This is a genomic window from Acinetobacter pollinis, from assembly GCF_015627175.1.
In the GTDB taxonomy this organism is placed as follows: Bacteria; Pseudomonadota; Gammaproteobacteria; order Pseudomonadales; family Moraxellaceae; genus Acinetobacter; species Acinetobacter pollinis.
In genome coordinates this window covers 33,568-56,442 of record NZ_VTDQ01000001.1, presented here as the reverse complement: position 1 = coordinate 56,442, position 22,875 = coordinate 33,568, and the positions used below count along the sequence as shown (strand labels likewise).

General features: G+C 36.7%; 20 protein-coding genes, 1 tRNA gene and 1 other RNA gene. 12 read left to right on the top strand and 10 right to left on the bottom strand.

Annotation, left to right across the window (positions count from 1 at the left end; translation table 11 throughout):
- Nucleotides 1-10: 10 nt before the first annotated feature.
- A complete protein-coding gene (gene pgeF / locus I2F23_RS00265) occupies nt 11-748 on the top strand; it encodes a peptidoglycan editing factor PgeF (RefSeq protein ID WP_195770701.1) in 738 nt (245 codons plus the stop codon).
- A gap of 48 nt (nt 749-796) precedes the next feature.
- Complete coding sequence (locus I2F23_RS00260) at nt 797-1,351, top strand: flavodoxin family protein (protein WP_195770606.1); 555 nt, start codon at nt 797-799, stop codon at nt 1,349-1,351.
- 48 nt (nt 1,352-1,399) lie between these two features.
- On the opposite strand, the gene smpB is transcribed toward I2F23_RS00260, so the two are convergent.
- Nucleotides 1,400-1,876 carry an SsrA-binding protein SmpB gene (gene smpB, locus I2F23_RS00255; protein ID WP_195770605.1) on the bottom strand — a complete coding sequence of 159 codons (477 nt, stop codon included), beginning with the start codon at nt 1,874-1,876 and terminating at the stop codon, nt 1,400-1,402.
- 150 nt (nt 1,877-2,026) lie between these two features.
- On the opposite strand from smpB, the gene coaD reads away from it, so the two are divergent.
- The 4 genes from coaD to I2F23_RS00235 all read left to right on the top strand — a co-directional run bounded on the left by coaD (nt 2,027) and on the right by I2F23_RS00235 (nt 3,305).
- Complete coding sequence (coaD, locus tag I2F23_RS00250; protein WP_195770604.1) at nt 2,027-2,509, top strand: pantetheine-phosphate adenylyltransferase; 483 nt, start codon at nt 2,027-2,029, stop codon at nt 2,507-2,509.
- Between the two features lie 13 nt (nt 2,510-2,522).
- Nucleotides 2,523-2,792 (top strand): YfhL family 4Fe-4S dicluster ferredoxin, encoded by a 270-nt coding sequence (locus tag I2F23_RS00245; RefSeq protein ID WP_195770603.1) that lies wholly within the window; start codon nt 2,523-2,525, stop codon nt 2,790-2,792.
- 20 nt (nt 2,793-2,812) lie between these two features.
- An RNA gene (gene rnpB, locus I2F23_RS00240) (RNase P RNA component class A) lies at nt 2,813-3,170 on the top strand.
- 58 nt (nt 3,171-3,228) lie between these two features.
- Nucleotides 3,229-3,305: transfer RNA gene (locus I2F23_RS00235), tRNA-Met, on the top strand.
- A gap of 44 nt (nt 3,306-3,349) precedes the next feature.
- Here the strand turns inward: I2F23_RS00235 and I2F23_RS00230 are convergent.
- Nucleotides 3,350-4,108, bottom strand: a complete 759-nt coding sequence (locus I2F23_RS00230) for a DeoR/GlpR family DNA-binding transcription regulator (RefSeq protein ID WP_195770602.1) — start codon at nt 4,106-4,108, stop codon at nt 3,350-3,352.
- Between the two features lie 168 nt (nt 4,109-4,276).
- On the opposite strand from I2F23_RS00230, the gene I2F23_RS00225 reads away from it, so the two are divergent.
- The 3 genes from I2F23_RS00225 to I2F23_RS00215 all read left to right on the top strand — a co-directional run bounded on the left by I2F23_RS00225 (nt 4,277) and on the right by I2F23_RS00215 (nt 7,343).
- Nucleotides 4,277-5,626 (top strand): aspartate aminotransferase family protein, encoded by a 1,350-nt coding sequence (locus I2F23_RS00225; RefSeq protein WP_195770601.1) that lies wholly within the window; start codon nt 4,277-4,279, stop codon nt 5,624-5,626.
- Nucleotides 5,627-5,917: 291 nt separating this feature from the next.
- On the top strand, nt 5,918-6,511 hold the full coding sequence (locus tag I2F23_RS00220) for a LysE family translocator (protein ID WP_195770600.1): 594 nt from the start codon (nt 5,918-5,920) through the stop codon (nt 6,509-6,511).
- A 46-nt stretch (nt 6,512-6,557) separates the two neighbouring features.
- On the top strand, nt 6,558-7,343 hold the full coding sequence (locus I2F23_RS00215; protein WP_195770599.1) for an alpha/beta hydrolase: 786 nt from the start codon (nt 6,558-6,560) through the stop codon (nt 7,341-7,343).
- 164 nt (nt 7,344-7,507) lie between these two features.
- Here the strand turns inward: I2F23_RS00215 and qhpR are convergent, their stop codons facing one another.
- The gene (gene qhpR / locus I2F23_RS00210; protein ID WP_195770598.1) at nt 7,508-8,551 is read right to left on the bottom strand and encodes an AraC-like transcriptional regulator QhpR; all 1,044 of its coding nucleotides are present in this window, start codon (nt 8,549-8,551) and stop codon (nt 7,508-7,510) included.
- Between the two features lie 65 nt (nt 8,552-8,616).
- Entirely contained in the window at nt 8,617-9,618 is a 1,002-nt protein-coding gene (locus I2F23_RS00205) for a phosphotransferase enzyme family protein (RefSeq protein ID WP_195770597.1), read from the bottom strand.
- A gap of 171 nt (nt 9,619-9,789) precedes the next feature.
- Between I2F23_RS00205 and eat the strand changes: the two genes are divergently transcribed.
- Nucleotides 9,790-11,166 (top strand): ethanolamine permease, encoded by a 1,377-nt coding sequence (eat, locus tag I2F23_RS00200; RefSeq protein ID WP_195770596.1) that lies wholly within the window; start codon nt 9,790-9,792, stop codon nt 11,164-11,166.
- A gap of 50 nt (nt 11,167-11,216) precedes the next feature.
- Here eat and I2F23_RS00195 read toward each other — a convergent pair whose 3' ends face one another.
- Entirely contained in the window at nt 11,217-11,993 is a 777-nt protein-coding gene (locus tag I2F23_RS00195; RefSeq protein WP_195770595.1) for a DUF481 domain-containing protein, read from the bottom strand.
- A gap of 234 nt (nt 11,994-12,227) precedes the next feature.
- The gene (locus I2F23_RS00190) at nt 12,228-13,055 is read right to left on the bottom strand and encodes an SDR family oxidoreductase (protein ID WP_195770594.1); all 828 of its coding nucleotides are present in this window, start codon (nt 13,053-13,055) and stop codon (nt 12,228-12,230) included.
- A gap of 235 nt (nt 13,056-13,290) precedes the next feature.
- Between I2F23_RS00190 and I2F23_RS00185 the strand changes: the two genes are divergently transcribed.
- Together I2F23_RS00185 and epmA are read left to right on the top strand one after the other, a co-directional pair.
- Entirely contained in the window at nt 13,291-14,358 is a 1,068-nt protein-coding gene (locus I2F23_RS00185; RefSeq protein WP_195770593.1) for a 4-phosphoerythronate dehydrogenase, read from the top strand.
- Entirely contained in the window at nt 14,358-15,332 is a 975-nt protein-coding gene (gene epmA, locus I2F23_RS00180) for an EF-P lysine aminoacylase EpmA (RefSeq protein WP_195770592.1), read from the top strand. Before I2F23_RS00185 ends, epmA begins: the two co-directional genes overlap by 1 nt.
- A gap of 71 nt (nt 15,333-15,403) precedes the next feature.
- Here epmA and I2F23_RS00175 read toward each other — a convergent pair whose 3' ends face one another.
- The 4 genes from I2F23_RS00175 to I2F23_RS00160 form a co-directional block, all read right to left on the bottom strand.
- Nucleotides 15,404-16,648: a multifunctional CCA addition/repair protein gene (locus tag I2F23_RS00175; RefSeq protein WP_195770591.1), complete on the bottom strand. Its 1,245-nt coding sequence runs from the start codon at nt 16,646-16,648 to the stop codon at nt 15,404-15,406.
- An 86-nt stretch (nt 16,649-16,734) separates the two neighbouring features.
- Entirely contained in the window at nt 16,735-19,008 is a 2,274-nt protein-coding gene (locus I2F23_RS00170) for an NADP-dependent malic enzyme (RefSeq protein WP_195770590.1), read from the bottom strand.
- 156 nt (nt 19,009-19,164) lie between these two features.
- The gene (locus I2F23_RS00165; protein WP_195770589.1) at nt 19,165-21,408 is read right to left on the bottom strand and encodes a putative bifunctional diguanylate cyclase/phosphodiesterase; all 2,244 of its coding nucleotides are present in this window, start codon (nt 21,406-21,408) and stop codon (nt 19,165-19,167) included.
- Between the two features lie 710 nt (nt 21,409-22,118).
- Complete coding sequence (locus tag I2F23_RS00160) at nt 22,119-22,844, bottom strand: 16S rRNA (uracil(1498)-N(3))-methyltransferase (protein ID WP_195770588.1); 726 nt, start codon at nt 22,842-22,844, stop codon at nt 22,119-22,121.
- Between the last annotated feature and the right edge of the window lie 31 nt (nt 22,845-22,875).

Genomic DNA, 22,875 nt, shown 5'->3' with positions numbered 1-22,875 from the left:
AATTCAATTGATTGAATTTGTTCAAGGACTTCCCGAAGGTATATATGTAGGGCAAACGCAACGCACTTATTTGCAAAGTTTAACTGCTTGTGTGTCAGAATTGGAAGGGTTTAACCTTGCACTGCATGTGGGTGATGAAAATGTACGTGTTCACACCCATCGTATGGCTTTAATGTCTTTATTAAGCCAATATAATGTTCATAAAATGACATGGTTAGAACAAACCCATAGCACACTCTGTCATGTAGTAAATGAAAGCAGTAGTAATTTATTACCTTTAGTTGGGGATGGTTTGGTTACTCAGCAACAAAATCATGCATTGATGATTATGACTGCAGATTGTTTACCTATTATTTTTGGTAGTAACGAAGAAATCGCAAATGTACATGCGGGTTGGCGTGGTCTTGTAGAAGGTATTGTCGAAAATACTATTAATCAAATGAACAACCCTCCAACGTGGGCATGGCTTGGGGCATGTATTAGTCAAAACTGTTTTGAAGTCGGATTAGAAGTAAAAGACGTATTTTGTCAAAAATATAATGTCGAATTTGCATTTAAAACAAAAGAGAATCCCGATAAAACGTATGCAGATCTCTATGCGATTGCAAAATATATTTTACAGTCTTATGGCGTAAAACATATTTTAGGTGGTGAGGCATGTACGTTTACTGAATCTGATAAGTATTTCTCTTATCGTCGACAAGCAAAAACAGGAAGAATGGCCACGTTTGCTTTTATGAATAAGTGATTCATTCGTGTTAAGATCATATCGTCTTATAAATTAAATTTAAACGATATGCCGACATCTACAAAAACTTTATCCATCGTCTATCATAGTCCATATGGGCATACTGCAAGAGTTGCGAGTTATATTGCAAAAGGTGCAGAAAAGATGGGTGTGAAAGTTTTTTTGATGTCCATCGAAGATATTCAATGGGATGCACTTGATCAGTCACATGGCATTATTTTTGGTTCACCTACATACATGGGTAGTGTTTCAGGACCTTTTAAAGTATTTATGGACAGTACTTCTAAACGATGGATGTCAAGAGCATGGCAGGGTAAAATGGCAGCAGGATTTACTAATTCGGGTGGTTTAAGTGGCGATAAGCTTTCCGTTTTACAACAGATTAATCTATTTGCTATGCAACATGGAATGCTATGGACAGGCCTACCTTTACTTTCTAAGGGCCATTCAACTTCAGATTTGAATCGTTTAGCAAGTCATTTAGGGTTAATGACCCAGTCCGATAATGCACCTGTAGATATTACACCACCTGAAGGAGACCTAAAAACAGCACTTTGGTTTGGTGAGTACATTGCATTAACTTTGCAAAGAATAAAAGACTAGCTATGGTTTGACTAAATAAAAATAAAGCCCCAGATGAGGGCTTTATTTTTACTTATGAAACAGTCTTGCTTTATCGCGTTTCCAGTCTCGGTCTTTTTCACTGGCACGTTTGTCGTGCAATTGCTTTCCTTTGACCAATGCAATTTCAAGTTTAACCAGATGACCTTTCCAATAGCTTGCTAAAGGTACACATGAGTAGCCTTTCTGATTTACCGCACCCATGAGTACTTCAAGTTCGCGACGAGAGAGCAAAAGCTTTCTGGTGCGTGTTGCTTCTGGAACAACATGTGAAGACGCGGAAAGAAGCGGTTGGATTTGAGCACCAAAGAGGAAAGCTTCACCATTTTTGAAAATGACATAGCTTTCTACAAGACTCATACGTCCTGCACGTAAGGATTTTACTTCCCAACCTTGTAAAGAAAGGCCTGCTTCAAATTTTTCTTCAATAAAATAATCATGGCGGGCACGTTTGTTCTGAGCAATTGTACCGCCATTATTTTTTTTAACTACTTTTACGTTCGCCATAATCTATATATTCCAAATCTGCATCTATTGTGCCGTAAACTTCAGGCGAGGTGAAGTGTTTATTGCTGTTGTGGTTATGGTGTCCATTCTCTAAAAATCAAGTTTTTGATAGAATAGTATTTCATATGACAAAATTTGAGTACAGTTTGGATGTCTAAGCGTCGTATTATTTATCCGGGAACATTTGATCCAATTACAAAAGGTCATATAGATTTGGTTGTAAGAGCATCAAAGATGTTTGATGAGGTCGTAATTGCAATCGCTGTAGGGCACCATAAAAAGCCATTATTTTCTTTAGAGGAGCGTGTAGCACTTGCTAAAGCGTCTTTTCCTCATTTAGATAATATCCAATTCATTGGTTTCGATGGATTACTGGTTAACTTTTTTAATGAGCAAAAGGCAACGGCAGTTTTACGTGGTTTAAGAGCCATTTCAGATTTTGAATATGAATTTCAACTTGCAAATATGAATAGAACCTTAGATCAAAGATTTGAAACAGTTTTTTTGACGCCGTCTGAACAATATTCTTTTATTTCTTCTACGATGGTTCGGGAAATTGCACGTTTAGATGGAGATGTATCTAAATTTGTACCTGAACATGTTGTTCATGCATTCAAGCGTAAATATGGATAGAAGGTAACTTAAAGTGTCATTATATATTACAGATGAATGTATTAATTGTGATGTCTGCGAGCCAGTGTGTCCCAATGAGGCAATTTATCTGGGTGATGTAATTTATGAAATAGATCCTGCCTTGTGCACAGAGTGTGTGGGGCATTATGACCAGCCACAATGTCAGTTGTTCTGTCCTGTAGACTGTATTCCTAAAGATCCTGAGCATGAAGAAAGTGAAGAGACTTTACTTGCAAAATATCATCGTTTAATTGATCAAAAAAATACGAGCAATTCTGAATAAGATTTGGTACTATGTGCGCCGAAGTGAGCTGGACGGTCGCTGCTATTAAGGTCTTCGTGACTAAAATAGGGGAGGAAAGTCCGGGCTTCATAGGGCAAGGTGCCAGGTAACGCCTGGGTGGCGTAAGCCAACGGAAAGTGCAGCAGAGAGTAGACCGCCATATTTATATGGTAAGGGTGAAAGGGTGCGGTAAGAGCGCACCGCATGTCTGGTAACAGTACATGGCATGGTAAACCCCACCTGAAGCAAGACCAAATAGGAATCCACATAGGTATGGCCCATACTGGATTCGGGTAGGTCGCTTGAGCGTATGAGTGATTATACGCCTAGAGGAATGATCGTTCTCGACAGAACCCGGCTTATAGGCTCACTTCACAGATTTTTAAAAAAGTATTGACTATTTATAGTTTAAAACATAGAATTCGCGAACAGTTTCGGCTATGTAGCTCAGTTGGTTAGAGCACAGCACTCATAATGCTGGGGTCACAGGTTCAAGTCCAGTCATAGCCACCATTTTATAGACCATACACCTTTGTATGGTCTTTTTTTATGCAAGATTATACAGAGACAACGTACTTAAACTGTGTATTTAAATCTATGTCAGCATCTGTAAATAAAGTAGAAATTTCCTCGGGTTTTGCATAGTTAATTCGACTAACTGTGCCCACTTTTGTGTGGTCTGCTAAGATAAATGTATTTTTACTATGCTTAATCATTGCTCTTGCAATTTCAGCTTCATCTGAAGAAAAACTGGTAGCACCATGTTTAGGATGGATGCCAACAGGAGATAAAATAGCGATATCGGCATAGTAGCGCTGAATTTCTGAAATCACTTGCTCACCTTGTGTTTGAGGCCGTTGGAAAATTTTTCCTCCCAAAAGAATAATTTCATGTTTTGCGGTAGTGTTGTCTTGATTAGCCACCGTTAAATTAAAAACAGCTTGCAAACTATTGGTAATGATTGTTAGGCCTGAAAAATATCTTAGTTCATCTGCAAGAATAGAAGTTGTGCTACCCGCATCTAAAAAAATAGTGAGTCCAGGTTTTAAATGCTGTAACACTGCACGCGCAATATTTCTTTTTTCTTTAACCATTTGTGATTGACGAATCGTTAAAGGTGCTTCAGCAGTTACTTCATCTAGACATGTAATACCACCATGAACCCGTTTGAGTAGACCTAGTTTTTCTAGTTCTACAATATCTCTTCTGGCAGTTTCTCTAGAGATGTCTAATTCTTGCATAACACGTTCAGTGCTTAGATTTTTTAAGCTAGACAGAAGTCCAAGAATTCTTTGCTGCCGTTCTTGTTGTAGCATAATTTTCAAAATCTCAAAATATCTACTGCAAATCATACTGTCTCTACAGCATAAAATCGATCTTTTTTGTGTATAAAAAAGTATTTGTGTATTTTATTGCATTTTATTAAAACTATATTTATATTGGAATGATTGAAAAACAATCTAAAGTGACAGCAGGTGAACTCGATGGTTACACGATCAACAATTATGGATACAAATAGTTTTCGAGCTGAGCATGCCGCTGCGCTTGATCATGAAACAAAAGCATTAACAGAAAAGAGAGGTGAGGTATTAGGCGAATCTTATCGTTTATTTTATAGAAATCCCGTACATCTTGTGAAAGGAAAGGGACAGTATTTGTGGGATGCAAAAGGTACGAAGTATCTTGATGTTTATAATAATGTTGCAAGTATTGGCCATTGCCATCCACGTGTTATTGAAGCTGTAACTGCACAAATGCAATGTTTAAATACGCATACTCGATATTTACATGAAAATATTTTAAGCTACAGCGAAAATATATTAAAAACAATGCCTTCTGAGATAGATAGAGCAATGTATATGTGTACAGGTTCTGAAGCAAATGATTTAGCCATTCGTGTGGCACGTGAATATACAGGAGGGACTGGTATTATTGTTTCGCAAGAATCGTATCATGGTACCAGTGAGTTAACTTCTGGATGTTCACCTGCTTTGGGCACAGGACAAGTATTGGCCAACACAACAAGATGTGTACCTGCACCAGATCAATATCGCATTGTTACTGAAGATCTTGGACATTGGTTTGCAGATCAAATACAACGACAAATTGACGATATGCGTGCAAATGGAATTCAGTTTGCAGGATTTCTAGCCGATTCTATTTTCTCATCTGATGGTGTAATGTCTCATCCGATTGGTTTTCTGAAACAAGCAGTAGATGTTGTGCATAGAAACGGCGGTGTTTTTATTGCTGATGAGGTTCAACCAGGCTTTGGTCGAACTGGGGATGCATTTTGGGGCTTTGAGCGCCATGGCGTTGTACCAGATATCATAACAACAGGGAAACCAATGGGAAATGGTATTCCGGTGTCTGGACTATTTGCCAAACATGAGGTTTTATCTGCATTTAGCGATCAAATTCCATATTTTAATACATTCGGAGGTAATCCTGTATCTATGGCTGCAGCACAAGCTGTTTTAGATGTTATACAGGAAGAGGAATTACAACAGCATAGCGAAGAGGTTGGAGCAGTACTTAAGAAAGAACTTAGGTATTTAATGAACAAACATGAATGCATAGGGGATGTACGGGGTGCTGGCTTGTTTATAGGATTTGAGTTAGTTACAGATAGAAATAACAAAAAACCTAATAAAAAACTCGCATTGAATGTCATTGAAGAGTTACGTAATCAACATCATATTTTGACTTCTGTAGCGGGACCTCATGGAAATGTATTGAAGTTACGTCCACCACTTGCATTTCAATATAGTGATATTGATTGGTTAGTAAATGCATTAGATCAGACGTTATCTAATGTGAGAATGTTTGATTAGTGTAATAAATATATCTCGGAAATGTGCAGAAAGTATCATCTGATATTTGAATTTTGCTTTATTTTTATTCAACTGATGACAGCAATCTTCATTGATAACGTGGATTGCTTTTACTTAAAAGAATATCTTTTTTAAAAAAATAAGATATTGATATATAAGTAAATTATTATTTTTTTGTACTAAAAAATAATGCGGAAAAGATTATTTTATATATTTTCTTACATTTATAGGCTCGACAAAAGATACCAACTCAGTGATTAATAATAACAATCCAATAACGAAAAATATCGTATGATTACATTATTGTTTATTGGTTTGGTGGTCACAATTTTATTGACTCCCGGCCCAACAAATACATTACTAGCCTCGTCTGGTATTTATAGTGGCATTAAAAAATCTTGTAACTTAATTCCTTCTGAGGCATTGGGTTATCTCATGTCTATTTCCCTATGGGGTGTTCTAATACATTCTGTTTCAGCGACCGTACCATGGTTACCTGCTGTTTTGAAACTGATTAGCGCATGTTATATTTTTTATTTAGCCATTAAATTATGGCGTACTTCATCTGTCAGTCAAGAATTTACACAGCCTACAATTACACCTAAAACTTTATTTGTTGCAACACTCTTAAATCCAAAAGGATTATTATTTGCTTCGGCAATTTTTCCGCAGGCGGCTTGGACAAGTTTAGCTACTTATGGTTTACATATGTCAGCATTCATAATGCTTATTCTACCAATTGCATTTTTTTGGATTTGCGTCGGTTCTGTATTGGTATCAAATAAAATTGCTTGGTTAAATCAACAAAATTTACAGCGTACCGCATCTATTATTTTAATGAGCTTTTCGTTGCCCTTAAGCTATTCTGCAATTACAGCAATTTAAAAAAGAGTCTACGGACTCTTTTTTAAGTTTTTAGAGAACACATAAAATGAAGAATAAAAAATTAATAATATTAATTCATGGTACATGGTGTAATGGAAACAGCTGGGGCAGTGACTTCATTGAGGCATTGGAATCTTTAGGCTTAACTGTATATACACCTAATTTAAGATACCATGATTTACCTTTAGTGGAAGGCGCAACAAAAATAGCTTCTTTGAGTCTCACAGATTATGTGAATGACTTGGTTGCTTTACTTCGTACTTTTTCCGAACCTGTTTATATATTAGGGCATTCGCTTGGAGGTCTAATCGCACAACTTTTGGTTGCTCGTGAACCTGAGCGGTGTCATGGACTCATATTATTGGGTCCTGCGCCCATGGCTGGGATATATGCACTTTATCCCACGATGATTCAGGCCTTTTATAAACATTTTATACAGTGGAAGTTTTGGAAAAAGCCTCTTATGCCGAACAAAACTACATTAGATCGGTATTGTATGAATTTACAGACTCAGAAAGTGAGAGATCAGTTTTATAATCATCTGGTTGCAGAATCGGGGCGAGCATATGCTGAAATGGCTTTATGGTTTTTTGACGCTAAAAAAGCTGCATATGTAGATACGAAAGTATTATTTGCACCAGTTTTGGTAATTAGTGGCAGTGAAGATAAGGTTGTCGTGTCTTCAATTGCAAAGGCCACTGCAAAAAAATACAAGCATGCAACTTATATTCTTTTGCAGGGTGCAGATCATATGTATATGATGGGGCATTCTTTATCTAAAACCATAAGCTATATTCAGACATGGTTAGAACAGCATAGATCTATTCATTAAACATCAATCATTTGAAGTTCTTTGTTATAGTAGTCTGTATTTGAAAATACCACAGCCTATTTTAAATCAATACTAGTACCCACATGAGCCATTTTATCTGTACTACTCAAGTCGAGAAAATCTTTCTCATGCTTCACGCTGTTTCATTGACTGGGTAAAAAAAATTAGTGACGCCACTGCCTAGGGGTAATATGAAACCATCGCTTAAATGCTCTAGAAAATGCACTTAATTCAGAATAACCTAAGAGAAATGCAATCTCTGAAATTTGTATATGAGGTTGTTTAATATAGTTTTCAGCCATTTCACAGCGAACGCTGTCAACCAGTTTTGTAAAATTTGTGCCTTCGCTTTTAAGTTTACGTATGAAACAGGTAGTCGACATATGAAGATCATTTGCAATACGATCTAAACATGGTTCTCCCTTACTCAATGAAATTTGTATGCGTGAACGTGTCTGATTAACAATATCTTGCCGTTGCTGATTTTGATTTAATAATTTTAAAGTATCTTGAATGACTTTGAGCAAAATTGGATCGGCATCTGGCATTTTGACATAAGTATCAGATTTTTTAATTAAAATGGAGTTATAAGGTTGCTCAAAGTAAACAGGTGCATTAAATAGTTTACGGTGTTCCTGCCATTGAATAGGTCGTGAATGTTCAAAATGAACAGCCCGTGGTGAGTAATTTTGTCCCAATACACCACGAATGACATTCATAAGCATACCTAAAGTAAGTTCTGCATCCTGTCGTCTGCATAGTATGGCACCGTGCTGTACTTGATAGTCAATGCGCCAACAATCTTGATGCTCGACAAATTGCATTAGTGTATCTTTTTGGTGAAAATGGAAGTAATTTGCGATATTTCTGAGTGCTGATGCTAAGTCTGGAGAGCATAACCCAATATAGCCAATCAGTCCTAAGGACTTAGGTTGAAACTGTTGGCCATATTCAAGCCCGAAATTATCACATCCAGAAAGAAAGGCAGCTTGTTCAAGCATTTGACAATAATTAGGTAATTGAATGCTTAGCGTAGGACTGTTTAATAGGTCTGGGTGAACACCATTGGTATCAAAGATATAGGCTGCATCTGCTCCTTTGTGTAAAATGAATTCATTAAGACCTGTTGCAGCAGCAGCCAACACCCCTAGATTCCCAGATTGGGTTTCAAAATGGGAAGTCTCTGCAATTGGGCGCATATAAATCATAATGAGATGCTCTTGTCTTTATCTGTAGTGAATAAAGCAAGATATATACCAATTCATAGTATATTTTATGCTGCACCTAGTGGCATCGCATTGTCACTTTTTAAATATTGTTTACATAATCTTATGGTTTCATTAACCCATTCATTTCCTAAACTTTTTGTCATTTCCGTATATGCATGTGAACCTGTCCATGCCAACATTTGAATTCGTCTTTGCATAATAAAACTTGGAATGAGGGCATATTCTAATTGACTAATATGAGCATTTTTTTCGTAACCATTTAACCACTGATCTACCCATTCTGGTGCATTAGGTAAGTGTTCATTAAAGCTAAGGGCGGCTGCTAAGTCATGCATAAACCAACTTAAACCGCAATCATCGAAATCAATTACACCGACCTGATTGTTTTTTAATAAAAGGTTAGTAAGTCGCAAGTCTGCATGAATAAGTCCATAATATTGTGGAGATTTATCTAACTGATTCAGTTGATGTCCAATTTGAGAGACAGTTTCTTGAATTACCAGTTTATCTGTAGCAGTTAAACTGCTTACACTTGCCCAATTTCCCCAGTGTCCTTCTGAACCAATCATTGTTTCATGATTCCAAACAATACGATTGAACTGTTCAGGTCTTTTCCATATTTTACTGTGTTGGTGTAGTTGAGCAGTAATAGAACCCAGTTGTTTGAATGCTTGAGGATCAACATCTGTTGTTGGCATATCACCTTGAACCCAATGAAATAAAACGGCATGTCTTTCAATGTTTGGTGCACAACAGAGTGTAAGTACATATTCATTGTTTTGATTTGCAATAGGTTCTGGTACAGATATGCCTTCATTATTGAGTGCTTCGAGCCAAAGTAATTCACTATTTATATTTTCCTTAGAATGATAATTTGGTCGATGAATACGAAGTGCATATTTAGAATGAGAGGTATAAATGACAAAGGTTGCATTTTCAGACTGACACAACAATTTAAGCGTACCTTGATATTGTGGCTCATATTGCTTCATTGCTGATTCTGCCAATAGGTACAGGGTTTGTGTATCTAATATTTCATTTTGCATGTTGAACTCACATTGATATTTATAGATGACTTACAGCGTATGTGAGTTTGATTTTGTTTGACTTGACAATACGCACTAAAAAAATAGGCTTTACTGTCAAGTTTTAAATGAAATGACCACGCAATATACATATGGACGGTGTGTAAATATCTATATCTAAGGAAGTCGGTTATGAATCAAAAACTGAAACCAACACTGGGAACATTTCATTTGTGGGGAATCGCAGTCGGGTTGGTAATTTCCGGTGAATATTTCGGTTGGAGTTATGGGTGGGGAGTTGCTGGAACATTAGGATTTTTAGTCACTACCTTAATTATTGCGACAATGTACACTTGTTTTATCTTTAGCTTTACTGAGTTAACCACAGCTATTCCTCATGCAGGGGGACCTTTTGCATATAGCCGAAAAGCTTTTGGAGATACAGGTGGGTTTATTGCTGGAATTGCAACACTTATAGAATTTGTGTTTGCACCTCCTGCTATTGCGATGGCAATTGGGGCATATTTAAATGTACAGTATCCTGATTTAAATCCTAAATATGCGGCTGTAGCTGCGTATTTTATTTTCATGAGTTTAAATATTGTAGGTGTGCAGATTGCCGCAACATTTGAGCTAGTCGTAACAATTTTAGCAGTCATTGAATTGTTGGTTTTTGTTGGGGTTGTTCAACCGAGTTTTAGCTTTTCTAATTTCGTTTTAAATGGATGGGCAAGGCAAGCTCATTTTAGTTTAGACTCAGTATCTGGTATTTTTGCAGCAATTCCTTTTGCAATTTGGTTCTTTCTTGCCATAGAGGGTGCTGCAATGGCGGCAGAAGAAGCAAAAGATCCGAAAAAAACGATTCCAAGAGCATACATTAGCGGTATCTTTACCCTTGTCAGTCTTGCACTAATGGTTATGATTTTTGCAGGCGGTGTAGGCGATTGGAGTAAGTTATCTAATATTAATGATCCATTACCACAAGCAATGCGTGCTGTTGTTGGGCATAACTCTGCATGGATGCACATGCTAGTATGGATTGGATTATTTGGGTTGGTTGCAAGTTTTCATGGGATTATTTTAGGATATTCGCGTCAAATTTATGCACTTGGTAGGGCGGGATTTTTACCGCAAGGTTTAGCTAAATTATCCCGTTTTAATACTCCTTATCGTGCAATTATTGCAGGTGGTATTGTCGGTATTATTGCAATTTTTAGTGATAATATTATTCAAATTCAGGGCATGACACTAACAGCAGCCATTGTAACAATGGCTTGTTTCGGTGCATTATTAATGTACATTATGAGTATGCTGAGTTTATTTAAACTGCGTAAGAGTGCACCTGAACTAGAGCGCTCATTTTTAGCACCAGGCTATCCTATTATTCCAGCTATTGCCTTAGTCATTGCAACCATTTGCTTCTTATCTATGTTTTACTTTAACTTTACGATTGGAAAAATTTTCATTGGCTTTCTGGTTGTAAGCTATATTTATTTTTTAATGACGAAACGACAAAGAGCAATGAGTGAAGAGGCACAACTCACAGATAAAGGGATTGATATCGCATAGGTTTACCCATAAAAAAAGGATGCTTAAGCATCCTTTTTTTATTAAATATTTTAGTACTTATAGTTAAGACCAAGCGAAAGTAAAGAGTCTCTACTGTTGCCAATATCTGCTTGAATATCTTTAATGTTATAACTTGCAGATGCTGCAAAGTGCTTTGTTAGATCAGTTGTAAGCGCCGTTCTTGAGCGGAATGTACGAGAATCTTGACCAAACTCATAGCCTAGATCTTGGTTGAAACGTACAGATGGCGTAATTTTATATTCGTAAAATGCTGCCAGTGTACCTACGAGTTCGTTTGTTGTATCTTGAGGTTCTACTTTCTCTTTACTAAAACGATAACCTGCACCAATTTCAGTAGAAAGAGATTGGCGGTCATCTTTTAGAATGTTAATTCCTAGACCACCTGTTGCACTAATTTGATAGTCAAAAGCACTGCTTAGATCTTTTTCAGCAGTTAATTTACCAAATTGATAGATTGTATCTGAACTGCTGTGAGAAAGTTTCCCAGCCAATAAATAGCGTTCGATATTGTTTGTTGCATTGTCGTCATGTGTACTTACTGCACTTGCAATAACTTCTTGACCCCAAATACCAGCTTGACGTTGAAATAATATACGCGCTGTTAAGTTTGTTTTATTGGTTGAACTACCATCTGTTGTTTTACTATTGTTGAAAAGGTATCCAATATCACCTTCTAAACGGAAAGGTTTGTCATTATCGACCTTAATTGTATTTGCCCCACCTGTACGCGTTGGTCCAAGATCAGCAGCGAAAAGTGATGAGCCTGCTAAAGTTGTTAAAATACCAATAATAATTCTCTTATGCATTTTAATCTCGTATTTTGATTTTGTTTGAGTAAAGATCATGAAATCTTTGAGTAATTGTGCTGTCATCTAAACCAATAAGCAAAAAAAATTACACAACTGATACATAGGTAGCTGAATTTTCTATTTATGAATAACTGAATAATAAATATACAATTATTGTGATCCAAGTTCTACATATAAAAAAACGCTGTATGTCGTTAGAGACATACAGCGTTTAATGATATTTGGGACAAACTAGCCGTTAACCATAATACCGCCATTAATATGCAGTGTTTGGCCAGTAACATAAGAGCCATCTTCACTTGCAAGGAAAACGAATCCTGGGCCAACTTCATGTGGTACGCCATAACGTTGCATAGAGGTGTCTTTACCCAAGTCATCTAACTTCGACTTATCTACATCGCTCCATGTACCTTGAATTGGTGTAAGGATCGGCCCTGGTGCAATTGCATTGACACGAATACCCTGATGTGCAACTTGGTTAGATAGTGCACGTGTAAAGCTGATCATTGCACCTTTAGTTGATGAATAGTCTACTAATTCTTTTAATCCGATATAAGCATTTACAGAAGCGACATTAATGATTGAGTCGCCATCTTTAAACTGTGGTAAGAAAATTTTACTTAGATAGAACATGGCATCTAAGTTAATATTAAACGTTTTTTTCCATTGTTCATCGGAAATATCTGCAAGATTGTTTTTCGGAAATTGTGCACCAGCGTTATTTACAAGTACGTCCACTTTTCCAAAATCACGTAATACATTGTTTGCAAATTCTTGAGTTTTTTCTTTGTCCCCAAGATCTACTTCATAGACGCGGCAAGTTCTTCCAAGTTTTTCAACCCAAGCTTTTAAAGATGCAGCCTGTTCTTGTGAAGAAGTATAGCTCGTAATTGCAAGATCAGCCCCTTCAGTCGCTGCATGCATAGACATTGCACGACCAATACCTGTGCCCCCACCAGTAATTACAACTACTTTTCCTGCAAGCTTGCCTGTGCCTTTATAGCTCTCACGAATGAAGTTTGTAACTTGTTCAACGCTTCTTAAATCAGGATTAGACATGAATGTCCTCCGTTATCATTTTCATTTAAAGTGTTATTTTGACTATAAAAATCTTTAAACCATTGAATGAGAAATAGTTTGAAGAATATTTATAAAATCGTTTTTTGCTATATAAACTCAAATATTAGTATAAAGGGTTCTCTAAAAAATTGGTGAGTTGTTAAAAAAACGAAACAATAGATTTATAGGTGGTTTATGATGGGGCATTCATATTTAAAATTTTAGGTGATGCTCAATGAAAATTGTTGCAGATGAGAACCTTGCTTTTGCATCATATTTTTTTTCAGATATTGCTGAAATTCAGTTACATGCAGGAAGGACATTACAAGCAGCCGATGTATTAGATAGCAATGCTTTGCTGGTGAGATCAGTCACCAACGTAAATAAAGTATTACTTGAGGGAAGTGATGTCAATTTTGTGGGAAGTGCAACGATTGGTACTGACCATTTAGATATTGATTATTTAAATGAAAAAAATATTCAGTGGGCAAATGCTGCGGGTTGTAATGCTCAAGCTGTTGCAGAATATGTAATTACAGCATTACTTCATTTAGATATAAAACGATTAGATGCAGAAGAAAATTTTACTTTAGGTATTGTCGGTTTGGGTAATGTAGGGCGTCGCTTATCTCATGTAGCTCAAAAGCTAGGTTGGAATGTGATTGCTTATGATCCTTTTGTACAATTGGAAACTGTTCAACAAGTATCATTTTCCGAGTTGGTACAAAACTCTAATGCCATTTCAATTCATGTACCTTTAACCAAAGTAGGCGAGTATCCAACCTATCATTTATTTAATAAAGACGTTTTTCGTCAGTTGCCCAAAGAAACCATTTTAATTAATAGTGCGCGTGGTTCCGTTATTTCTGAAGAAGCTTTGCTTGAAGATATAAAAAAGACAGGACGTTCGGTTGTACTCGATGTATTTGAATATGAGCCGAAGATTACGAAAGTGTTATTGGATCATGTTTCTTTAGTAACACCACATATTGCTGGTTATAGTCTGGAAGGTAAGGCACGTGGAACACAAATGGTATATGACGCATTTTGTAACCACTATCAAATGACACCAAATAAAGACTTTAGAACACAACTTCCTAAGTGTGAACAATATTTTAAACAGTCAGATGATTTAAAAGATGTCTTAAGAGCACATATATTTAAAATATATCCAATTTTAGAAGATGATCGTAGACTGCGTACTTGTTTAAAAGACGGTTTAATTGATCAACAAAGCTTTGATGAATTACGTAAAAATTATCCTCTACGCCGTGAATGGTCATCACATGGAGCACAAATATAATGACATTACATTATGCACCTACATGTGATCTTCAAGCATTAAGAGCACGCGCGAAAATGTATAACCAAATTCGTCAATTTTTTAATGAAAGAGATGTACTTGAGGTTGAAACTCCTGTGCTTTCTTCAGCAGGCGTAACAGATGTTCATTTGGCATCGATTTGTGCGCATAGAAATTTAGGCGGAAAACTGAATCACCATTATTTACAAACCTCTCCTGAGTTTGCCATGAAGCGTCTATTGGCCAGTGGTAGTGGGGCAATTTACCAAATTTGTAAAGTTTTTAGGGACGATGAACATGGCAAAAAACACAATAGTGAATTTACCATGTTAGAGTGGTATCGGCCTCATTTTTCGCTGAAAGATTTAATGCATGAGACTGCCGATTTACTACAAGTTTGTTTGTCTGACAAGTTTACAGAAATTAGACCAATTGTTTTAAGTTATAAACATGCTTTTCAGGATCGTTTAGACTTAAACCCTTTAAAAGCAACATTGCAAGAGTTAAGGGAAACAACGAAAAGAGTAGGTATTCATATTGATTTAGGGGACGACCGCCTAGCATACATGGATTTATTATTTTCCCATATTGTAGAGCCAAGTTTAGGTTTTGATACCCCTATTTTTTTAACAGATTTTCCACCAGAAATGGCCTCTTTGGCTAAGACGCGTATAGATGAAGATGGTGAAGAAGTTGCTGCTAGATTTGAGGTTTATATAGAAGGCTTAGAGTTGGCAAATGCATATGATGAATTGGTGGATGCAGAAGTATTACGTCGTCGTTTTGCAGAAGACAATAATGCACGTGAGAAAGAAGGACTAGTACGAATGCCCATCGATGAATACTTACTGGCAGCTTTACCTAATATGCCACCATGTGCAGGAATAGCGCTTGGTATCGACCGTCTATTAATGGTTGCACAAAGTAAGTTTAAAATTTCAGATGTCATCACATTTCCTGCGGAAATTGCTTAAGCTCCTCAAATATTCAATAAAACAGATCTAATTTGAAATGATTAGATCTGTTTTTTCAGCAATACACCAATTTATGGCTGAGCTTGTTTTGCAAGGAATGATGCTTTTAAGGTCTCTAATGCTTTAATACGGTAAGTAATTAGCATCTCACCAATGTCAGGGCCTTTAATATCTTTAGGGAGGTCACTGGCTTTGATTTGACGTACGCACTGAATTGCTTTGCGCATATATTCTGCTTGAGGGTAAGGTCTATTTTCTAAACCAAGTCGCCCACGTGCATCGCATTCGCATGCTTGAATAAACTCTTCTACTTTTTCAGGACGTCTTAAAACATCTAAACGTTGTAATAAGCGCCAGAGTGTACCTGGCTTGAGCGTTAGCGCCTGATGGCACATTAAATGTTCTTTACATACTGAAATTGCTAATTTTTTTGTATTGGTTGGAACTTTTAAGCGTTCACAAAGTTCAGTCACGGGTTTTACACCACGTGCCTCGTGCATAATATGTCGAGGTAGAACATCTTTGGGTGTGAGTGCTTTACCTAGGTCATGTACCAGTACAGCAAATCGTACATCTAAGCTATATTCATTTTTACAAGCTTGTTGTAAAGACATCAGTGTATGAATACCACAGTCAATCTCTGGGTGATATTCAGGGCGCTGTGGGATACCAAATAATGCATCTATTTCTGGGAAAAGCACTTTGAGTGCATCACATTCACGTAAAATTTCAAAATAAACATCTGCATTTTTTTCGAATAGCGCTCGGGATGTTTCTTTCCATACACGCTCAGGCGTGAGACTTTCTAGCTCTCCAGAGTGTACTAATTGGTGCATAAGAGCAAGTGTTTCTGGCGCAATGGTAAAGCCATAGCTTGAATAACGTGCAGCAAAACGGGCAATTCTTAATACACGTAAAGGGTCTTCTACGAATGCATCTGAAACATGACGAAGAATTTTATGCTCAATATCATATTGACCATGGTAAGGATCGTAGATTTGACCTGTGGCCTCGTCTTGAGCAATTGCATTAATGGTCAGATCACGCCGTAGTAAATCTTGTTCTAATGTAATATTTGAATCGGTAATAAACTCAAACCCATGATAACCACGACCTTGCTTTCTTTCAGTTCGTGCCAGCGCATACTCTTCTTTGGTTTGAGGATGTAGAAAAACAGGGAAGTCTTTCCCTACGGGCTGATATCCTTGTTCAATCAACTGTTCAGGAGTTGCACCAACAACGACATAATCTTTTTCTTGATATGGGTGGCCAAGAAGCTGATCTCTGACAGCGCCACCAACTAAATAAACACGCATGAAAAAACCTCTATTCTTAGCATCATCATGCATCAGAATAGAGGTTTGTACAAGTCTGAAATTCAAACCTTTTTAGGTGAAATGTATTATTCGCCTTGTTGCTGTTGAATTTCTGTCACTGTTACTGCTGTCATATTTACTAAACGACGTGTTGTTGCCGTTGGTGTTAAAATATGAACAGGTTTTGCAGCACCTAAAAGAATAGGGCCTACAGTCACATTGTTACCTGCAGTTGACTTTAATAAATTAAAGGCAATATTTGCCGCATCTAAGTTTGGCATAATAAGTAGGTTTGCTGAACCTTTATAGCGTGAATTTGGGAATGCAAAATGACGAATATTTTCATCTAATGCAGCATCTCCATGCATTTCACCTTCTACAATCAGTTCAGGCGCACGCTCAGAAAGCAGTGCATAAACTTTACGCATTTTTTGTGCACTTTCGTCAGTCTGATTGCTACCAAAACTAGAGTGTGATAAGAGTGCAATACGTGGTTCTATACCAAAACGACGAACTTCTTCTGCAGCCATGATCGTCATTTCTGTCAATTGTTCTGCATTTGGATTGGTATTTACATAAGTATCTGCGATAAACAAATTACGATCGCCAAGCATGAGTGCATTGAGTGTAAAGAAGTTATTCATGCCTTCTTTTAGTCCAATGATATTGCTAACAAACTCTAAATGACGCTCGTAACTGCTATATGTACCACAAAGCATACCGTCGGCTTTACCTGTTTTTACAAGCATAGAAGCAATAATGGTTGAACGACGGCGAGCTTCACGTTGTGCATACTCGACAGTAACACCCTTACGCTTCATTACATCGTGATAGTCTTTCCAGAACTCTTCATACTGCGGGTTGTTTTCTTGATCTACGATTTCAATGTTAATGCCATTGTGTAAACGTAAGCCAAGTTTTTGAATGTTCGCTTCAATGACTGTAGTACGACCTACTAAAATTGGACGTGCAATCCCTTCGTCAACAACGACTTGAGCAGCACGAAGAATACGTACGTCTTCACCTTCTGCATATGCAATACGTTTAGGTGCTTTCTTAGCCTGTGCAAAAATAGGCTTCATAATGAAAGCTGTATTGTATACAAATTCAGAAAGTTTTTGATGATATGTGTTCATATCTTCAATCGGGCGAGTTGCTACGCCTGAGTCCATCGCTGCCTGTGCAACAGCAGGTGCGATTTCTAGAATAAGACGTTGATCTAAAGGTCCCGGAATGAGATAGTCGCGACCAAAAGCAGTTGGTTTTTCACCATAAGTGGTTGTGTCTGCTTCTACATGTGCCATACGTGCAATCGCATGTACACATGCAACCTTCATTTCTTCATTGATTGTGGTTGCACCTACATCCAATGCACCACGGAAAATGTAAGGGAAACAAAGCGCGTTATTCACTTGGTTTGGATAGTCAGAACGTCCTGTTGCCATAATGACATCTGAACGAACTTCGTGTGCATGTTCTGGTAAAATTTCAGGATCTGGATTGGCTAAAGCGAAGATAATTGGATCTTCAGCCATTTTCTTCACCATGTCTTGCGTTAAGATACCTGCTGCTGAAAGTCCTAAGAACATATCTGCATTTTCGATGACTTCATGCAATTTTGTTTCAGGAATATCTTGCATATAGCGCTGTTTAGAGGCATCTAAGTTTTCTCTAGACGTAGTGATCAGACCACGCGAGTCAGCAACAATAATATTTTCTTTTTTTGCACCTAATGCGCAAAGTAAGTCGAGGCAAGATAACGCTGCTGCGCCAGCACCTGATGCAATAATCTTTAAAGATTCAATTTTTTTGCCGTTCAGCTCTAATGCATTGAGTAATGCTGCACCAACAATAATACTTGTGCCATGTTGATCGTCATGGAACACAGGGATTTTCATACGTTCGCGTAGTTTTTTCTCAATATAGAAGCACTCTGGTGCTTTAATATCTTCTAAGTTAATCCCACCAAAAGTCGGCTCTAATGCTGCAACAATATCTACAATTTTATCAGGATCATTTTCATCAATTTCGATATCGAAAACATCGACACCTGCAAATTTTTTAAATAAAACCCCTTTACCTTCCATGACAGGTTTAGAAGCCAGTGGGCCAATATTACCAAGTCCTAGTACAGCCGTACCGTTACTGATAACGGCAACTAGATTACCACGTGCCGTGTATTTTGCAGCTGTAGATGGATCACGTGCGATTTCTAAGCAAGGTTCCGCAACCCCTGGAGAGTAAGCAAGGGCTAAATCACGTTGGTTGCTGAGCTGTTTGCTTGGCGTAACGCTGATTTTTCCCGGTGTTGGAAATTCGTGATAATTTAAAGCTTGCTGTTTAAGTGTTTGATCGTCCATTTGAATCTCTTTAGTACAGTTTAATCCAGTGATCTAAGCCGCGCTGGAATATATACGATTTGAATATAGCATTAGTTAAAGCTTTAGCACAGCGATAAAGATACTAAAACTTGAAGTATAAATGACGATAAATAGACTTGCCTATGGCAAATTAAGTTACTGTTCTGACAAAAAGTGTTTTAAATAGTCGCTCGCATTGTTGGGTGATAAAGGCTTGGAGTAGATATAACCTTGTACAATATCGCATTCTTTTTGTCTAAAAAATTCGAGTTGCTCTTTTGTTTCTACGCCTTCAGCTACAATTTTCAGATCCATTGCTTTACCCATAGCAATAATCGCATTTAGAATTGCTTTCTGCGAAATTTGATCCATATTTTGTATAAATTGGCGATCTATTTTAATAATATCGAATGGAAATTCGGTTAAGTAAGCCAGTGAAGAATAACCTGTTCCAAAATCATCTAAAGAGAGTGCAATATGCCTTTGCTTGAGTTGTTGAAGTAATGACTGAACATACAGTGTTTTTTCAATAAGTGATGATTCTGTAATTTCCAATTCAAGATATTTGCCATCTACCTGATATTTTTCAAGGAAAGTATCAATAATGTGTAAAAGTTGGCCTCTATAAAGTTGTTGCGGGTCTACATTAATAGAAATAGTAACAGGTGGAAGTCCTTCGAGTTCCCATGCTTTAAGTTGTTTTATAGACGCTTCAATAACATATCTACCAATATCTGAAATAAGGCTGGTCTGCTTGGCAAACGGTAAAAAATATGCAGGCAAAAGGAGCCCTTGTCTTGGATGGTTCCAACGAATAAGTGCTTCAAATCCAGAAATAATATGCTCTTTTAAATGAATTTTAGGTTGATAATAAACTTCTAACTCACCATTTTTAATAGCTTGTCTGAGTTCATTTTCTAAATTGAGATCTTGAATGTATGAACCATTTTTCTCTTGTGCGTAATACTGGACAGTATTGCCACCTAAATGTTGAGCTTGTCTAAGTGCATGGCTTGCATGATGGTTTAATTGATCAAAATCTAACGCATGCTCTGGATAAAGCGTAACACCAAGCGATACAGTTAAAATAAGTTCTTGCTCTTCAAAGGAGAATGGCTGTGCAAATCCAGCAATAATATCTCCACACAGTTGCTGAATACTTGGTCTTAAATGATTTAACTCATAGACAATTGCAAATTCTTCACGGTTGAGGTAAGCAATCATGAAAGCATGAGGATTAAGTGTCTTCAGCCTTTTTGCAACATGACGTAATAGCATTCCTGTTATTTTATTGCCTAAGAACTCTTCGAGTGCATGAAATCTATCTATCGATAAATAAATAATCGCAACTTTCTTAACATTTTCACGGTGTGTTATTAGAAACTGATACAGCTTATAGTTGTAATAAAAGCGGTTAGGGAGCTGTGTAGTAACATCATAGTTTTCAAGATAGTCTAGACGCTGTTCTTGCTGTTTATAATCTGTAAGATCTGAAATGATACCAATGTATTGAATAATATGCTCATCACGATCTTTAATCGCATGAATGTGGCATCGAATGCTAATTCTTTTACCAGACATAAACGTTTCTTCAAACTCTCCTTTGAACTGAGAATTTTTGAGTAATTCATCGGTAATGGAGTAATGAAGGCTACGTTGCTGTGTGTGATAATCATCTGTAATATCGAAAAGACCTCGACCAGTAATTTGGTTCTTACTTAACCCTGTCATAGTACAAAAAAATGGATTGGCATCTGTATAATTTAAATTGGCATCCAATGTAATAATTCCAACATCAATATGCTGTGTAATCTGCACAGATTGCTCAATACGGTCTTGGTTGCGTTTTTCTTTTTCGATATTTTTGAAGATACCGAGCATTGTAATCGGTTCTTGAGTTTTCGTATGCGTACGAGTAACTTGTCCAACCAATGCGCCCCAAACCCATTGATTCTTATATTTAATGCGACATCGGCATTCAAAAAAATTCCTTTGCTTTGTAAAGTGTTTAGTAAGCTGGCTCACAAGGTTTTTTAAATCATTGACATGCACGATTTCAGATAATTGCATGGAAATAGTTGCATCATTTTGTAACTTGGAGAAAAACTGATTATTCACCTCTAGTGTGCTTTCTAAAATATTCCATTCCCATGTGTGTATAGAAGAAGTTCGATGGGTCAACTCCATGATAAAACACTGTTTTTCAAAAAGTTGGTTGTAGTCATAAACATGCTGTTTCATGCCATGAATATATTGATTGATCAGATTTTCATTTTTCTGAGAAAGCTCTTTTTCTAATGAATAGCTGGTATTGAGTTGTAAAGATAACTTCTGATTTATGCTTTGTAGTTTCTTTAATTTATTGTTGTGATACGTGGTTAAATTTTTTTGCTCAAGCATTCTCTTTGTGTATTTTTTATGACCACGATTTACGCTAATTGCACATAAACAGACCATCATAAAAATGAAGTTGAGAGATACTGGAATAAAGGAATTACTAGGAGCTTCTTGTGTTGGTTGTATGAGTAGGATTGGAAAACACGTTGGCAAGACGACAAGAAAAAAATAAACCAATCGCTGTGTTAAATAGCTTAAAGATGATAGCAACACTGCTACGAGCAAAATAAGTACAATATAAAATATATCATGTACTTGAAGGTATTGGTGATGTAAGGGGATATAAATATATAACGTATATATAAGTAACCCTAAGCAGATACCAATACTTAGGCATATTATTTTATGAATAAAATAAAGATTTTGTGTATCAAAATGTTTTTTTAAACTAATTCTTATTCCAAGTAAACTTAAAAGTAATATAAAAAAATTAATTGAAATAGAGAAATTAATACAGTTGATATAATCTGGGAATCTAAAATTAAAATTAACCGCAATAAATATATTTACAATTAAAATGCTGTAAATAAAAGAAATAATAAGACGTGAAGAGTATTCAACTTGGTATGCTATTATTTCTTTTTGCTGTATATCATTTTGTCTAAATGACATTGCATATCCATAAGTAATAAGAGTATTAGTATTTATATTCTTCAATCGCGTATTATATTATTACCGAGCTTGAGAATATTTTTTTTCTAATATCTACCTTATTATATTTCACCTTTAAAAGTAAAGTTTAAAATTGACAATGCGACAACAGGTGCGGTTTCTGTGCGCAAAACACGCTCTCCAATACACCAATTTTGAAAACCGTAAGTATTGGCTTGTAGAATTTCTGATTCAGAAAGCCCACCTTCTGGACCAATTAATAATGCAATCTGAGGTTTTGCTTGATCAAGTACTTGTTTTTGTTCTTTATTCGGCGCCAATACAAGACGGGTCGGTGGCAGGGGTTGTTCAAACCAATCATTTAAAGAGATAGGCGATAATACTTTTGGTACTTTGTTAAGCCCACATTGTTCGCATGCTGCAATTGCTACAGCTTGCCAATGGTCTATTTTCTTCTGATCTCTATCGTATTTCAAACGCATTTCACAGCGTTCACTTGTGAGAAGCTGAATAGTATGTACGCCTAACTCTACAGCTTTTTGAATAGCATAGTCCATTCGATCTCCTTTAGACATTACCTGTCCTAGAAGCGCCTGAAAGTTTGGCGTACGATCATCTGCTAAATATGTTTGGATGTGAACAAAAGCATTCTTCTTATTTATTTCTACGAGCTCAACTGTATATTCTCCACCTTGACCATTGAAAAATATGGCTTGTTCCCCAACTTTTGCACGTAAAACACGTACCCAATGATGAAAAACCGTTTCTGTAAGTTCAATACGCTCACCTAAGTTTAATGTTGTATCGATATAAAAACGGTTACTCATAAGCTTTGAAACTCTGAAATATTAAGAAATA

Excerpts from the sequence above, each read along its gene's own strand:
- I2F23_RS00260 (WP_195770606.1), top strand. The coding sequence starts at position 797 with ATGCCGACATCTACAAAAACTTTATCCATCGTCTATCATAGTCCATAT.
- smpB (WP_195770605.1), bottom strand. The coding sequence starts at position 1,876 with ATGGCGAACGTAAAAGTAGTTAAAAAAAATAATGGCGGTACAATTGCT.
- coaD (WP_195770604.1), top strand. The coding sequence starts at position 2,027 with ATGTCTAAGCGTCGTATTATTTATCCGGGAACATTTGATCCAATTACA.
- I2F23_RS00230 (WP_195770602.1), bottom strand. The coding sequence starts at position 4,108 with ATGCTACAACAAGAACGGCAGCAAAGAATTCTTGGACTTCTGTCTAGC.
- I2F23_RS00225 (WP_195770601.1), top strand. The coding sequence starts at position 4,277 with ATGGTTACACGATCAACAATTATGGATACAAATAGTTTTCGAGCTGAG.
- I2F23_RS00220 (WP_195770600.1), top strand. The coding sequence starts at position 5,918 with ATGATTACATTATTGTTTATTGGTTTGGTGGTCACAATTTTATTGACT.
- I2F23_RS00215 (WP_195770599.1), top strand. The coding sequence starts at position 6,558 with ATGAAGAATAAAAAATTAATAATATTAATTCATGGTACATGGTGTAAT.
- qhpR (WP_195770598.1), bottom strand. The coding sequence starts at position 8,551 with ATGATTTATATGCGCCCAATTGCAGAGACTTCCCATTTTGAAACCCAA.
- I2F23_RS00205 (WP_195770597.1), bottom strand. The coding sequence starts at position 9,618 with ATGCAAAATGAAATATTAGATACACAAACCCTGTACCTATTGGCAGAA.
- eat (WP_195770596.1), top strand. The coding sequence starts at position 9,790 with ATGAATCAAAAACTGAAACCAACACTGGGAACATTTCATTTGTGGGGA.
- I2F23_RS00195 (WP_195770595.1), bottom strand. The coding sequence starts at position 11,993 with ATGCATAAGAGAATTATTATTGGTATTTTAACAACTTTAGCAGGCTCA.
- I2F23_RS00190 (WP_195770594.1), bottom strand. The coding sequence starts at position 13,055 with ATGTCTAATCCTGATTTAAGAAGCGTTGAACAAGTTACAAACTTCATT.
- I2F23_RS00185 (WP_195770593.1), top strand. The coding sequence starts at position 13,291 with ATGAAAATTGTTGCAGATGAGAACCTTGCTTTTGCATCATATTTTTTT.
- epmA (WP_195770592.1), top strand. The coding sequence starts at position 14,358 with ATGACATTACATTATGCACCTACATGTGATCTTCAAGCATTAAGAGCA.
- I2F23_RS00175 (WP_195770591.1), bottom strand. The coding sequence starts at position 16,648 with ATGCGTGTTTATTTAGTTGGTGGCGCTGTCAGAGATCAGCTTCTTGGC.
- I2F23_RS00170 (WP_195770590.1), bottom strand. The coding sequence starts at position 19,008 with ATGGACGATCAAACACTTAAACAGCAAGCTTTAAATTATCACGAATTT.
- I2F23_RS00165 (WP_195770589.1), bottom strand. The coding sequence starts at position 21,408 with ATGCTTGAGCAAAAAAATTTAACCACGTATCACAACAATAAATTAAAG.
- I2F23_RS00160 (WP_195770588.1), bottom strand. The coding sequence starts at position 22,844 with ATGAGTAACCGTTTTTATATCGATACAACATTAAACTTAGGTGAGCGT.